The 12324-nt window shown below is 58.5% G+C and carries 11 protein-coding genes (1 of these 11 only partly in view); 5 read left to right on the forward strand and 6 right to left on the reverse strand.

Annotation, left to right across the window (positions count from 1 at the left end; translation table 11 throughout):
- Window positions 1–338 precede the first annotated feature (338 nt).
- From CRP02_RS07995 to CRP02_RS08005, 3 genes are all read left to right on the forward strand, one after another.
- Window positions 339–734: a RidA family protein gene (locus CRP02_RS07995; RefSeq protein WP_097170740.1), complete on the forward strand. Its 396-nt coding sequence runs from the start codon at window positions 339–341 to the stop codon at window positions 732–734.
- A gap of 32 nt (window positions 735–766) precedes the next feature.
- A complete protein-coding gene (locus CRP02_RS08000) occupies window positions 767–1855 on the forward strand; it encodes a D-TA family PLP-dependent enzyme (RefSeq protein ID WP_097171294.1) in 1089 nt (362 codons plus the stop codon).
- A 72-nt stretch (window positions 1856–1927) separates the two neighbouring features.
- Complete coding sequence (locus CRP02_RS08005) at window positions 1928–3406, forward strand: M81 family metallopeptidase (RefSeq protein ID WP_097170741.1); 1479 nt, start codon at window positions 1928–1930, stop codon at window positions 3404–3406.
- A gap of 12 nt (window positions 3407–3418) precedes the next feature.
- Here the strand turns inward: CRP02_RS08005 and CRP02_RS08010 are convergent, their stop codons facing one another.
- From CRP02_RS08010 to hutI, 6 genes are all read right to left on the reverse strand, one after another.
- Window positions 3419–3988: a HutD family protein gene (locus tag CRP02_RS08010; protein ID WP_174046088.1), complete on the reverse strand. Its 570-nt coding sequence runs from the start codon at window positions 3986–3988 to the stop codon at window positions 3419–3421.
- A gap of 43 nt (window positions 3989–4031) precedes the next feature.
- A complete protein-coding gene (locus tag CRP02_RS08015; protein WP_097170743.1) occupies window positions 4032–5063 on the reverse strand; it encodes an alpha/beta fold hydrolase in 1032 nt (343 codons plus the stop codon).
- Between the two features lie 221 nt (window positions 5064–5284).
- On the reverse strand, window positions 5285–6958 hold the full coding sequence (gene hutU / locus CRP02_RS08020) for a urocanate hydratase (RefSeq protein WP_025595291.1): 1674 nt from the start codon (window positions 6956–6958) through the stop codon (window positions 5285–5287).
- A complete protein-coding gene (gene hutG / locus CRP02_RS08025; RefSeq protein ID WP_097170744.1) occupies window positions 6955–7773 on the reverse strand; it encodes an N-formylglutamate deformylase in 819 nt (272 codons plus the stop codon). The genes hutU and hutG overlap by 4 nt, the downstream gene beginning before the upstream one ends.
- Before the next feature lies 1 nt (window position 7774).
- Complete coding sequence (hutH, locus tag CRP02_RS08030) at window positions 7775–9310, reverse strand: histidine ammonia-lyase (RefSeq protein ID WP_097170745.1); 1536 nt, start codon at window positions 9308–9310, stop codon at window positions 7775–7777.
- Complete coding sequence (gene hutI / locus CRP02_RS08035; RefSeq protein ID WP_323455359.1) at window positions 9307–10539, reverse strand: imidazolonepropionase; 1233 nt, start codon at window positions 10537–10539, stop codon at window positions 9307–9309. The genes hutH and hutI overlap by 4 nt, the downstream gene beginning before the upstream one ends.
- A gap of 142 nt (window positions 10540–10681) precedes the next feature.
- Between hutI and CRP02_RS08040 the strand changes: the two genes are divergently transcribed.
- Window positions 10682–12028 carry a formimidoylglutamate deiminase gene (locus tag CRP02_RS08040; RefSeq protein WP_097170747.1) on the forward strand — a complete coding sequence of 449 codons (1347 nt, stop codon included), beginning with the start codon at window positions 10682–10684 and terminating at the stop codon, window positions 12026–12028.
- 48 nt (window positions 12029–12076) lie between these two features.
- Window positions 12077–12324: the 5' portion of a histidine utilization repressor gene (gene hutC, locus CRP02_RS08045; protein WP_179783964.1), read on the forward strand. The gene runs 478 nt beyond the window's last position; the window shows 248 of its 726 coding nt (coding positions 1–248); it begins with the start codon at window positions 12077–12079; its stop codon lies beyond the right edge, outside the window.

The raw sequence follows: 12324 nt of genomic DNA on the forward strand, positions 1-12324 counted from the left end.
TACTGAGGTTTGCCGCGGCTAACCTCTCTATTTCTCTTATCAGGCAGATATCCGAAAATGTCGCGGGCTTCCTGATTGCGCGATAGAGCTAAGGGTTGGAAGAGCCTTGGCTCGGCCGATAGCCGCTTCCATAGAACGCGATAGACAATAGCTTTTGGGTCTCATCATTCGGTTGGACAACGTGCGGCGATGTGAGTGGCTCACCGTGACGTCATCGGTTTGGGAGTTAAGATTCATACAATTGCTAAATTATTTACATCACTTATGGAATATTGACGCAAAACAAGCTATTAAACCCTTAAAATACGATTTCTATGAAAATTATTTGCGAGGCATCGATGGAAAAGCAGAAACTGGTACGGTTCGAGACGGCTGACGCTCAGGCTGGCGGACAGCGCAGGCCTTTTGCCAAGGCCGTGTGGGCCGGTGATTTCGTCTATGTCTCTGGACAGGTGCCAACCGTCGATGGTGAAGTGGTGACCGGCGGCATTGTGGCCCAGACCGAGCAGGTTGTGGCCAATATCATGGATGTTCTGGCGCTTGCGGATTGTACACTTGCCGATGTGGTCAAGGTCAATGTCTGGCTGGATGATGCTCGGGATTTTTCGAGCTTCAACGCGGTCTTCCAGAAATATTTCATCGATCATCCGCCGGCACGTTCAACCGTGCAGTCGCCCCTGATGGTCGATGCGAAGGTTGAAATGGATGTTATCGCCTATAAGCCACTGGTTTGATTGCAAATTTCCGATTCTGAGAGCGTATGACGATGACCTATCCCTGGCCTGACGAAGGCACCCCACTCGATGCGATCTCGACGCCGATGCCGGTGATCGACGAGGACCGGCTTGCCGCCAATATTGCGCGGGCGCAGTCCTATCTTGACGGACATGGCAAGGCTTTTCGCCCCCATATCAAGACGCATAAGATACCAGCCGTTGCGAAGCAGCAGCTTCAGGCGGGCGCCATCGGCATCAATTGTCAGAAGGTCAGCGAGGCGGAAGTTTTCGCGGATGCCGGTTTCGACGACATCCTGATCACCTACAATATCCTCGGCGCGGCGAAACTCTCGCGGCTGAGGGCATTGAATGCGCGTATAGGGCAGCTGAGCGTCGTTGCCGACAGCGTCGTGACGATTGCCGGCCTTGCCGGCACATTCGATGCGGAAAGACCGCTTTCCGTTCTTGTCGAATGCGATACCGGCGGAAAACGCTGCGGTGTGCAGGCCCCTGAAGCCGTGTTGCAGCTTGCAGAAAAGATCGTCGCGGCACCGGGCCTCAATTTCAAGGGCATTTTGACCTATCCGGCACCCGGTGGCGCTGAAAAGGTGGAGAACTTCATTCGGGAAACCATGGCGTTGCTTGCGGAAAAGGGCATCGACTGCCCGGTTCGCTCCAGTGGCGGCTCACCGGATTTTTTCTCTGCTCACCTCGTTCCCTCCGCAACCGAATATCGGGCGGGCACCTATGTATATAATGACCGTTCGATGCTGCGTGCCGGACATTGCACCGCTGGCGATCTGGCAATGCATGTTCTTGCCACCGTGGTGTCGCGACCGACAGCTGATCGCGCTGTGCTCGATTGTGGCTCCAAGGCTTTGACCTCCGATCTCCTTGGGTTCAGCGATTACGGGCTGATTGAAGGGTATGAAGGCGCGAAAATCGCGTCGCTTTCGGAAGAACATGCGGTGGTCGATTTGTCGGGCTGCACATCGGGCCGGCCGGAAATCGGTGAGCTGGTCAAGGTTGTGCCGAACCACACCTGCGTCATCACTAATCTTTTCGACAGGATGGTTTTCCATCGAAACGGTATCGTGACGCGGGTGGAAGACGTGGCAGCACGCGGCACCGTCTGGTAATATTACCCGGCTAATTAAATTGCAAAAAAAGATGCTGCCGAAATGCGGGCATCGGCAACGAGAATGACAGTCATGCGCATATTCACGGCATCGCTTGCCACCGAAACCAACACGTTTTCACCCGTCCCGACGGACATGGACGCCTTTCGCGCGGCTTTTTACGCTGGGCCCGGCGAACATCCGGAAACGCCGACACTCTGCTCCTCACCGGTACCAATTCTGCGCCGGCGCGGCAAAGCGGAAGGGTTTACGGTAATCGAGGGTACCTCCTGCTGGGCGGAACCGGCGGGGCTGATACAGCGCCAGACCTATGAAACGCTGCGCGATACGATTCTTGCCGAGCTTGCCGCCGCACTGCCGGTCGACGCGGTAATTCTTGGTCTCCATGGCGCCATGGTCGCGCAGGGTTATGACGATCCGGAAGGTGATTTCCTGTCACATGTCCGCACGCTTGTTGGTCCCGACGTACTGATCGCGGCGGAATTCGATCCCCACAGCCATTTGACCCCTTTAAGGGTCCAAAATCTCGATATAATGGCGACGTTTCTGGAATTCCCGCATACGGATTTTGAGGAACGTGGTGAGCACGTCGTTGAACTGGCACTTCGCACCCTGCGCGGAGAAATCAGGCCGGTTATTTCCACTTTCAATTGCCGCATGATCACCATTTACCCCACCAGCCGCGAACCGATGCGTTCTTATGTTGACCGTTTGAAGGCTTTGGAGGGTAAGGACGGCGTGCTGTCTATTTCCGTCATTCACGGTTTCATGGCAGGCGATGTACCAGATATGGGCACGCGTATCGTCGTCGTGACAGATAATGACAGGGCAAAAGGCGACGCACTGGCCGAAAAACTCGGCCATGAGCTTTATGCCATGCGCAAGTTGACTGCCATGCCGATGCTCGACACGGAATCGGGTCTCGACAGGGTTCTCGCCATTCGTAGTGAGCATCCGGATATGCCGGTCGTGGTGTCGGATATATGGGATAATCCCGGTGGCGGCGTTGCGGGTGATGCCACCCATATTCTGCGGCGCATGGTGGAGCGCGGCATGGACAATATCGGTGTGGCAACGATCTGGGATCCGATTGCTGTGTCTTTCTGTCACGCGGCAGGCGAGGGGGCGGAGATTGATCTGCGTATTGGCGGCAAATCCAGTCCCGAAGGTGGCGAGCCGCTCGATTTCCGGATCAGGGTCATGCGCACTGCAGAAGCAGGGTGGCAGAGTTTCCGAAACAGCCGCGTCACGCTCGGCCGCGCCGCCGTTGTTCGACCGGTCGGAACGGAAATCGATATCATTCTCATTACCAGCCGCACGCAAACTTATGAGCCGGATATCTTTTCCAATCTCGGCATTGATTTTGCCAGGAAAGACGTGCTGCTGGTGAAGTCCACCAACCACTTCCATGCGGGTTTTGCGCCGGTCGCTTCCGAGATCGTTTATATCGCCGCGCCCACTTCCTATCCGACCGATCCGGCCACAACCGCCTATCGGAAGGCAAGCCTCCAGCTTTGGCCACGGGTGGCCGATCCGCTGGGGTTGGAATGAGGCTGCGGCGCTTCAGTTATCTTGTAGCATGATTAGAAAGAATATGCCTTCACCATGATCTGCATCGATGGTGAACGGCACGCTTTCCGTGATGAAAACGCTATCCAGCTTCTCCAGCCGGGCTGTGTCGTTGTTGACGGCGACCGTCAGAGGATCGAGTGCGAGGATCAGCCTTGTTCCCGTTGCCGCTTGCATCGAACAGCTGCCGGATAGTCTTTGCACGCTGTGGGCGAAGGATGAGCGGCGGGTCATGACGTTCAGGTCGACGATCGCGCCGTCCATCAGGGTCGCATCCACGGGAACATCGGCGGCAAAGGGCAGGGGGGTACTCTCCGTCGTCAGCGCCACCGGCTCATGACCCGAAATAGCGAGTGCAAGGCCGTTTCCCTCGATAATCGCAAGCGTGCGGTCTATGCCGGGGAAGCTGGAAAATGGTCCGTCCTGAGCAACGGTCGCCATGCTGACGCGCCAGTCGAATGCATCCACGGAAGCACCCGGCGGATGGATGGCGATTTCCACCGTAACGCCGCCGCCATTTTTCCACGGCATGGTTTTGTATTCGGAAGCGCGTAATATTCTCATGTGATGTCCAGAATCGGGTCGTTAAGGGGGCGGGGGCGGAAGTTTACGATCCGCGATCATTCTCGATGCGTCGCTCAATCGTTTTTTGGACCGCCTTTAAATCGGATGGCCGGCCGGCAACCTTTTCGATCGCGGCAATGGCAAGGTCACTGGCGACATAGTCAGATTTATGCCCGAGATTGTGCACGACGATCAAAGTGGAGCCGCGAATATCTCTGGCGAGATGACGGGAATGCACCTCTGGCGAGACGATCGTGTCCGTATCACCGGTTATGATGACGGTTGGTGCCGTGATGCGCCGATACTCCGAGGAAGCTCCACGCGCCCATTCATTGAGAGCCGCGACCTCCTGCGCATTGTGCCGAAAGGCCCTGGGTCGCAGGGCCGCCACGGAATGCGTTGCTTCCACATAACCGGCGGGTCTGGAATTGGGTGCAAAAACACCGCGCGTTGCCTGATCCAATGCCAGGAGGCCGGCGGGCGGAGCAATGAAGGTGCTGAACAGCGGACCGGTAAAGGGCGCATTTGCCGCTGTGTAATACCAGGCGATGCCACCCTCCCATGGATAGACAGCGGGAGAAAGGAATACGAGGCCCGCGACCATCTCCGGATGACGGACCGCAAGCGATGCCGCGATGGCGCCACCAAAGGAATGTCCGACGATAATCGCTCTCGGGACACCTCGCTTTTTCATAAGCTGGGCAATGGCGTCCGCCTGTCCATCCGGGAGAATATTTGCCTTGCCGCCGATATCCGAATTGCCGTGCCCTGGCCTGTCGACAAATAGCAGTTTTGCACGGCCTCTCAGCTTTTCGAGAAACGAAAACATCGGATCATAGAGACTGGCGCTTGCGCCGTGAATGAAGAGGATCGGCGGAAGCTCGGCGCTTTTTCCCGGCTCGACCAAGATGCTGTTCAGCTTGTAGCCGCCCACATCGATCCGCACGGGAACATTTTGCTGCTTTTCGGACGCCACGGCATTCGTAGCGGAAACCGGAAGAAGTGCCCCGAGCAGGAGGGTAAAGGCAAGCGGAAGGAACCTGTGCACCATTCTTTGATCTACCATGTCCTTCATGCCTGCCTAACGGTTAGCGCGGCTTTCAAACGAGCATACAGTCGGTCGGTTAAAAACGGCAACGGAAGAAAGCCGCAGACAGACCAGAAGTTCCACTGGCCGCCGACAGCGGCGCCGAAACTGATGCGGCACCGCTGTCGGCACAGTTCGATGGGTGGATCGCGGCTCTCTTCCCGGATCAGATAAACGGCGCAGCCTGAAGACTGCGCCGAGTTTTTTCTTTAGTTACCGAGAATGCCGGGCAGTCGCAGGCCCTGCTCTTTTGCGCATTCCACGGCGATTTCGTAACCGGCATCGGCATGGCGCATAACGCCGGTTGCCGGGTCGTTCCACAGCACGCGCTCTATACGGCGGGCCGCGTCATCGGTGCCGTCGCAGCAGATGACCATGCCGGAATGCTGGGAAAAGCCCATACCGACACCGCCGCCGTGGTGCAGGGAAACCCATGTCGCGCCGGATGCGGTATTGAGCAGCGCGTTCAGCAGCGGCCAGTCGGATACGGCATCCGAACCGTCCTGCATGGCTTCGGTCTCGCGGTTCGGCGAGGCGACGGAGCCGCTGTCGAGGTGGTCGCGGCCGATGACGATCGGAGCGCTGAGCTCGCCGTTCTTGACCATTTCGTTGAAAGCAAGACCGAGACGATGGCGATCACCAAGGCCAACCCAGCAGATACGCGCCGGCAGGCCCTGGAAGGCGATGCGCTCGGCGGCCATATCAAGCCAATTGTGCAGGTGCTTGTTGTCGGGCAGCAGTTCCTTCACTTTGGCGTCGGTCTTGCGGATGTCTTCCGGATCACCCGATAGTGCCGCCCAGCGGAACGGGCCGACGCCGCGGCAAAACAGCGGGCGGATATAGGCCGGAACGAAGCCCGGGAAGGCGAAAGCGTTTTCCAGCCCTTCTTCCTTTGCCACCTGGCGGATGTTGTTGCCGTAGTCGAAAGTCGGAATGCCCATGTCCTGGAAGGCAATCATCGCTTCGACATGTTCGCGCATCGAGGCACGGGCAGCTTTTTCGACGGCTTTCGGGTCGCTCTCGCGCTTTTCCTTCCACTTGGCCATCGTCCAGCCCTTCGGCAGATAGCCGTTGATCGGGTCGTGCGCCGAGGTCTGGTCGGTTACCATGTCCGGACGGATGCCGCGGCGGACCATTTCCGGCAGGATTTCAGCGGTGTTGCCGAGCAGGCCGACGGACTTTGCCTCGCCGGCGGCGGTCCAGCGCTCAATCATCTCCATCGCCTCATCAAGAGTTTCGGCGCGGGCATCGACGTAGCGGGTGCGCAGACGGAAATCGATCGAATCGGGATTGCATTCAATGGCAAGGCAGCAGGCACCGGCCATCACGGCGGCAAGTGGCTGGGCGCCGCCCATGCCGCCAAGGCCGCCGGTCAGAACCCATTTGCCTGTGAGATCGCCATTATAGTGCTGGCGACCGGCCTCGACGAAGGTTTCGTAGGTGCCCTGCACGATGCCCTGGCTGCCGATATAGATCCACGAACCGGCGGTCATCTGGCCGTACATGGCAAGACCCTTTTTATCCAGCTCGTTGAAATGATCCCATGTCGCCCAGTGCGGCACGAGGTTGGAGTTGGCAATCAGCACGCGTGGCGCATCCTTGTGGGTGCGGAAGACGCCGACCGGTTTGCCGGACTGGACCATCAGCGTTTCGTCTTCGTTAAGGTCGCGCAGGGTCGCGACGATCTTGTCGAAATCCGCCCAAGTGCGGGCGGCACGGCCGATGCCACCGTAAACCACCAGTTCGTGCGGGTTCTCGGCCACTTCAGGATCGAGATTGTTCATCAGCATGCGCAGCGGCGCTTCTGTCATCCACGATTTCGCGGTCAGCTCGGTTCCACGCGCAGCGCGGACGTCGCGAATATTGTGACGAGGATTGGTCATTTGGTTCCCCTTTTGGTGTGTGCGAGTGTCAGCGCAGTCGTTTCGATGCGCGTGAGAATGTCTTTCAGGTGGATACGAAGCTTGGTGGCCTTGGCGTCGTCATAGGCAAACGGTGGTGCCTCTGTCGTTAGATGGGTGGATTGCGCCAGTTCCATCTGGACGGCGTGCACGCCGGTCTCTGGCTTTCCGTAGTGGCGTGTCGTCCAGCCACCCTTGAAGCGACCGTTGAGAATGCTGGTGTAACCGTCCGCCGCAGCGGTCGCTTCGACCACCATTGTCTCGATGGCTGGGTCGCAGGTCCTGCCCATATCCGTACCGATGTTGAAATCCGGCAGCTTGCCTTCGAACAGGAACGGGATGTGCGAGCGGATCGAATGGCAATCATAGAGAATGGCGATGCCGTGAATGGCCTTAACCCGCTCGATTTCCGCGGCAAGGGCCGCGTGATAGGGCGCATGAAAGGTTTCCAGCCGAGCGACGATGTCGTCCTGATTCGGTTCCTGCCCCTCATTCCAGATCGATTTGCCGTCGAAATCGGTTTCCGGAACGAGGCCTGTGGTGTTTTGTCCCGGATAGAGGCTGACGCCTTCAGGATCGCGGTTGGCATCGATCACATAACGATGAAAGGTGGCGCGAACCGTCGTCGCGTCGGGGAGCAGATCCGCGTAGAGATCATGAATATGCCAGTCGGTATCGGCAAGCATCTTGCCGTTGTCGTTCAAGCGTTGCCAAATCGCTGCCGGAACATCGGTGCCGGTGTGGGGCAGGCCGAGAATGACGGGCGATGTGCCTTCTTTAATATCGAAGACGGGCATCTTACGCCTCCAGCTTCGGAAGAATGCCGTCGGAAATCACGGACACAAGAGCGCCGGTAGCAATAAGGTCGGATGCCGCCTTCAGATCGGGCGCCATATAACGGTCCTCTTCCAGTGAAGGGATCGCCTGACGCAGTACGGCGATTGCCTTTTGCAGCTCGGGGCTGGTTTTCAATGGCCCACGCAGCTCAACGCCCTGAACCGCCGAAAGCGCCTCGATGCCGAGGATGGCGAAAAGGTTCTCCGTCATCGGTAGCAGGCGGCGCGCGCCGTGGCAGGCCATGGAGACATGGTCTTCCTGATTGGCGGAGGTTGGCGTCGAATCGACCGAGGCCGGATGAGCCATCTGCTTGTTCTCGCTCATCAGCGCAGCGGAGGTGACTTCGGCAATCATCAGGCCGGAATTCAGCCCCGGTTTTTTCGATAGAAATGCCGGAAGGCCATAGGATAGAGCCGGATCGACAAGCAGCGCCACGCGGCGTTGCGCGATCGCGCCGATTTCGCAGATGGCAAGCGCCGTCTGGTCGGCGGCAAATGCCACCGGTTCAGCGTGGAAGTTGCCCCCGGATACGACGGAATTGTCGGAAAGCACCAGCGGATTGTCCGTCACGGCATTGGCTTCGATTTCAAGCGTGCGGGCTACCTGTCGCAGAAGATCGAGGCAGGCGCCGTCCACCTGCGGCTGGCAGCGGATGCAATAGGGATCCTGAACGCGCTCGTCGCCTTCAATATGGCTGACACGGATTTCGGATCCTTCCAGCAGGTTGCGCAGCGAAGCCCCGGCATCGATCTGGCCCTTGTGGCCGCGCAATGTGTGAATATCGGGATGGAAGGGAGCCGAGGAACCCATGGCGGCATCGGTGGAAAGCGCACCTGTTATCAGCGCTGCCTGTGCCGCGCGGTGAGCGCGGAAAAGACCGGCAAGCGCCAGCGCCGTCGAGGTTTGCGTGCCGTTGATCAGCGCCAACCCTTCCTTGGCGGCGAGCACGACCGGGGTCAGCCCGGCTCTAGTGAGAGCTTCGCCGGCGGGCAGAAGCGTACCTTCATAGAAAGCCTCGCCTTCGCCCATCATCACGGCGGCCATATGGGCAAGCGGCGCGAGATCGCCTGACGCTCCGACCGAACCCTTTTCCGGGATGGAAGGGATGACACCCTTTTCAAGCATGTCCTCGATCAGCCGTACCAGTTCCAGCCGCACGCCGGAGGCGCCGCGACCGAGCGAAATCAGCTTCAGCGCCATGATCAGGCGCACGACATTTTCCGGAAGCGCCGCACCGACGCCGCAGCAATGCGACAGGATGAGGTTACGTTGCAGCGTCGCCACATCGGCTGCGTCGATCTTGATTGAGGCGAGTTTGCCGAAACCGGTATTGATGCCATAGACCGGCGCATTGCCGGCGGCGATCTCGGCGATGCGGGCCGCTGCTTTTTTTATGCCGGCATCGAACGAACGGTCGAGTTTCGCTGTGCCGTTATCCCAGTAGATTGCGGCAAGTTCAGCAAGGGTCACATTGCCGGGGTGAAGCGTGATAGTCATGGAGAAACCTTCTGTCCCTTGAAAATGCGGGCGTGGAGCGGGTTGAAGCCGATGCGGTAGACAAGTTCAGCCGGGCGTTCGATATCCCAGATGGTGAAATCAGCGGATTTTCCTGCTTCCAGCGTGCCGGTTTCCGCAAGCAGGCCGAGCGCCTTTGCGGCATTGCGCGTGGTCGCCGTCAGGCATTCCTCCACCGTCATGCGAAAAAGCGTGGCACCCATGTTCATGGTCAGCAACAGGGAAGTCAGTGGAGAGGTGCCAGGATTGCAATCGGTAGCCAGCGCGATGTCAGCGCCTGCATGGCGCAGGGCCTGAACCGGGGGCAGCTGTTTTTCCCGGAGCGCGTAAAAGGCCCCGGGCAGAAGCACGGCCACCGTTCCCGCTTTCGCCAGAGCTTGTGCACCGGCCTCGTCCAGATATTCCAGATGATCGGCGGAAAGCGCACCGTAGGATGCGGCAAGCTCCGTACCGCCGAGGTTGGAAAGCTGTTCGGCATGCAGCTTGACGGGAAGACCGTACTGTTTTGCGGCCTCGAAAACCCGGGTCATTTCCTCAACGGAAAAGGCGATGCCTTCGCAAAAACCGTCAACCGCATCCGCCAGTCCTTCCGCATTGGCTTTTTCCAGCCCCGGCAGAACCACTTCCACAATGTAGTCGGCGTTACGGCCCTTATATTCGGCCGGTGTCGCATGCGCGGCCAGGTAGCTGGTGACGATTCTAACGGGCCGTAGCGTCTCAAGTTTGCGGGCGACGCGCAGCATTTTCAGTTCGGTTTCGATATCAAGACCGTAACCGGATTTTATTTCGAGGGTCGAGACACCCTCCGCCAGAAGCGTATCCAGACGGGGCAGTGCCTGTGCCACCAAAGCCTCTTCCGAAAGGGCGCGCGTGTCGCGTACCGAAGAAACGATGCCACCGCCCGCTTTGGCGATCTCCTCATAGGTCGCGCCATTGAGACGCATCTCGAATTCCATGGCGCGGTTGCCGCCGAAGACCAGATGTGTGTGGCAGTCTATCAGGGCTGGGGTGATCCAGCGTCCCTCACAATCGGTTATCTCGTCGGCCGTTGCCAGGTCGGCGGGCAGATCGCTTTCAGCGCCGGCAAAGACGATGCGGTCGTTGCGTATGGCAATGGCAGCATTTTCGATAGCGCCGATGCCTTCCATGGTAGGATCAAACGTCGCCAGCCGGGCTTTGCGCCACAATGCGGTAGTGTCGCTCATCGCCATTCCCTTTGTATATTTGTTCCCTGGCATTTGCTTTTCGCCTTTCTTTTATGTGCCAAATGTATATACATAATAATCACGTTGGCAAGCCGCAATTTCGTATTCGACGTGGCCTTGTCAGAAGAGATCAAGAGGAGAGGGTGGCATGACGGTAATTCACGCGGGCGCAGCACTTCTGGCCGATGGGTGGGTGCAAGATGTTCGCATCCACTGCAGGGGCGGTGCTGTTTTATCCGTCGAAACCGGTGTTTCTCCGCAGCCGCAGGATGAACGGCATGCCGTTATCGTGCCGGCCATGCCCAATCTCCACAGCCATGCCTTTCAGCGGGCCATGGCAGGGCTTGCCGAAATTCGCGGACCTGCCGATGACAGCTTCTGGAGCTGGCGCACGGTCATGTACAAATTCGCGCTGTCGATGACACCGGATCATGTCGAGGCCGTTGCTGCCCAGCTTTATATGGAAATGCTGGAAGCAGGTTTTGGACGGGTCGGTGAATTTCATTACCTGCATAACGATATGGATGGTTCGCACTACGGCAATATCGCCGAAATGGCCGAACGTATCGGTGCCGCCGCCTCGCAAACGGGTATCGGCCTGACTTTGCTGCCGGTATTTTATGCGCATTCCGGTTTCGGCGGTCAGCCGCCGATAGACGGTCAGAAACGTTTCATCCATTCGCTCGACAGTTACGAAAGGCTCATGCAGGGCGCCCAAGCCGTGGTGAATGGGCTTCCGGGTGCAACGCTCGGCATCGCGCCACACAGTCTCCGTGCCGTAACTGGTGAAGAACTGGCGGCGATCGAACCGCTGGCGAAAGGCGGCCCGATCCACATTCATGTGGCGGAGCAGGTCAAGGAAATCGAGGATTCGCTCGCCTTTTCAGGTGCGCGGCCGGTGGAGTGGCTTTTGCAGAATGCTCCGGTCGATGAGCGCTGGTGCCTTATCCATGCGACGCATATGACAGAAGCCGAAACCCGCCGCATGGCAAAAAGCGGTGCCGTTGCCGGCCTTTGCCCCATCACCGAGGCCAATCTTGGCGACGGCATCTTCCCCGCTCCCGGTTTCATCGCGGAAGGCGGCCATTACGGTGTCGGTTCGGATTCCAACATTTTGATCTCCGTGCCGGAAGAATTGCGGATGCTCGAATATTCGCAGCGCCTGTCGCTTCGGGCGCGCAATGTCATCGCCGATACCGGCCGTTCCACAGGCGAGAAACTGTTCCAGCAGGCGCTTCAAGGCGGTGGCAGGGCGCTGGATTCAAAAAATCAGATAGAAGCGGGAAAAAGCGCTGATTTTGTCGCGCTTGATTGCTCGGCCGTTCCCCATCTTCCGGCATCCCAGATTCTCGACCAGTGGATGTTCGCGAGTAGCGTCCATGTCGATACCGTCTGGGTGCGCGGTAAAAAACTGGTCCAGGCGGGCCAGCACGTCCATCGCCGCGAAATATCGGATCGCTTCAACAAGGTCATGGCCGAACTTGTCGATAGCTGATATGCGCTCGATAGGAACGAGATCGAGCCGTTGGAAGGCATTGCGGACGTGACGAAAGCATTGGCCGGGCAAACCCTGCACCAGCGTATCCTCGGTGATATCGAGGGCCGGATCGTATCGGGCGAATGGCCGCCGGGTCACCGGTTGCCTTTCGAGGTTGATCTCGCCGCCCACTACGATTGCTCCCGCATGACCGTCAACAAGGTCATGGGCCAGCTTGTGAAGGCCGGCCTGATCGAGCGCCGCAAGAAATCCGGCAGTTTCGTTCGCCAGCCGCAGATCCAGTCCGCGGTTCT

This window comes from Rhizobium sp. AN5, from assembly GCF_900215255.1.
GTDB classification, from domain to species: Bacteria; Pseudomonadota; Alphaproteobacteria; order Rhizobiales; family Rhizobiaceae; genus Agrobacterium; species Agrobacterium tumefaciens.

What these genes read in the sequence shown, in the direction of transcription:
- CRP02_RS07995 (WP_097170740.1), top strand. Translation starts at nt 339, where the DNA reads ATGGAAAAGCAGAAACTGGTACGGTTCGAGACGGCTGACGCTCAGGCT.
- CRP02_RS08000 (WP_097171294.1), top strand. Translation starts at nt 767, where the DNA reads ATGACCTATCCCTGGCCTGACGAAGGCACCCCACTCGATGCGATCTCG.
- CRP02_RS08005 (WP_097170741.1), top strand. Translation starts at nt 1,928, where the DNA reads ATGCGCATATTCACGGCATCGCTTGCCACCGAAACCAACACGTTTTCA.
- CRP02_RS08010 (WP_174046088.1), bottom strand. Translation starts at nt 3,988, where the DNA reads ATGAGAATATTACGCGCTTCCGAATACAAAACCATGCCGTGGAAAAAT.
- CRP02_RS08015 (WP_097170743.1), bottom strand. Translation starts at nt 5,063, where the DNA reads ATGAAGGACATGGTAGATCAAAGAATGGTGCACAGGTTCCTTCCGCTT.
- hutU (WP_025595291.1), bottom strand. Translation starts at nt 6,958, where the DNA reads ATGACCAATCCTCGTCACAATATTCGCGACGTCCGCGCTGCGCGTGGA.
- hutG (WP_097170744.1), bottom strand. Translation starts at nt 7,773, where the DNA reads ATGCCCGTCTTCGATATTAAAGAAGGCACATCGCCCGTCATTCTCGGC.
- hutH (WP_097170745.1), bottom strand. Translation starts at nt 9,310, where the DNA reads ATGACTATCACGCTTCACCCCGGCAATGTGACCCTTGCTGAACTTGCC.
- hutI (WP_323455359.1), bottom strand. Translation starts at nt 10,539, where the DNA reads ATGGCGATGAGCGACACTACCGCATTGTGGCGCAAAGCCCGGCTGGCG.
- CRP02_RS08040 (WP_097170747.1), top strand. Translation starts at nt 10,682, where the DNA reads ATGACGGTAATTCACGCGGGCGCAGCACTTCTGGCCGATGGGTGGGTG.